The sequence below is a fragment of the Streptomyces sp. MA5143a genome (assembly GCF_900290235.1).
In the GTDB taxonomy this organism is placed as follows: Bacteria; Actinomycetota; Actinomycetes; order Streptomycetales; family Streptomycetaceae; genus Streptomyces.
Genome location: NZ_OLMK01000176.1, coordinates 1 through 1,279 on the forward strand (window position 1 = coordinate 1; position 1,279 = coordinate 1,279).

A 1,279-nucleotide genomic window follows, 5' to 3' on the forward strand; every position below is an offset into this window, starting at 1 on the left:
GCAGACGACCTTGGGCTGGGTCATCTCCTCGAAGGCGAAGCGGACGCCTTCGCGGCCCATGCTGCCGTACTTGTACCCGCCGAACGGCATGGCGTCGAAGCGGTAGTCGGAGGAGTCGTTGATCATGACTCCGCCTGCTTCCAGCAGTCGGGCGGCGGTCAGGGCGCGGTCCAGGCGGGTGGTGAAGATGCCGGCGTGGAGGCTGTAGTCGATGGTGTTGGCCTGTTCGATGGCGTCCTCGAAGGTGGTGAACGGCTGGAGTACGACGACCGGGGCGAACACCTCTTCCTGTCGGATCGAGCAGGTGGCGGGGACGTCTTCCAGGACGGTCGGTGTGTAGAGGGAGCCGGTGGCGGTGTTGCCGCACAGCAGCCTCGCGCCCTCGGTCACCGCCGTGTCGACCTTGGCGCGGGTGGCGGCGGCGGCCTGTGGGGTGATCATGGGGCCGACGTCGGTGCGCTCGTCGAGTGGATCGCCGACGCGCAGCAGTCTGGTGCGGGTGACGAAGGCGTCGCGGAAGCGTTCGTAGACCTCGGTGGCGATGAGGATCCGCTGGGTGCCGATGCAGTTCTGGCCGGCGGCCCAGAACGCGCCGGAGACGCAGGAGGCGACGGCCTCGTCGAGGTCGGCGTCGTCCATGACGATGACGGGGGCGTTGCCGCCGAGGTCCATGGCGAGCTTTTTCAGGCCGGCGGTGCGGGAGATGGCCTCGCCGGTGGTGAATCCTCCGGTGAAGGAGACCATGCGCACGTCGGGGGCGGCCACGATCGCGGCGGCGATGTCGGCGTCGCCGTTGACGACGGTGACGATCTCCTCGGGCAGGCCGGCCTCGATGAGGGTGTCGACCAGGCGCAGGGCGGTCAGCGGGGTCAGCGCGGAGGGTTTGAGGATGACGGCGTTGCCGCCGGCGATGGCCGGGCCGAGCTTGTGGGCGACCAGGTTGAGGGGGTCGTTGAAGGGGGTGATGGCGGCGATGACGCCGAGCGGTTCGCGGGTGAACCAGCCCTGCCGTTTCTCCGAGCCCTCGAAGGAGTCGAAGGGGATGACTTCGCCGGCGTTGCGTCGTGCCTCGGCCGCCGAGAGGGAGAGGGTGTTGATGGCGCGGGCGACTTCCTTGCGTGCCTGGGTGATGGTCTTGCCGGCCTCGCTGACGATGAGCCGGGCGAAGGACTCGGCGCGCCGCTGGATCAGACGGGCGGCGCGTTCCAGGACCGCGGCCCTGGACGCGCGGGACAGCGCGGCAGCGGTGCTGCGCCCGGATCTGGCCTGCTGGAGGACG

Annotated in this window: 1 protein-coding gene; it reads right to left on the reverse strand. The window is 69.7% G+C overall.

Going from position 1 to position 1,279, the window contains the following annotated elements:
• The coding region (locus tag SMA5143A_RS42410) for an aldehyde dehydrogenase family protein (protein ID WP_107468088.1) at window positions 1–1,279 on the reverse strand (1,279 nt) is incomplete at both ends.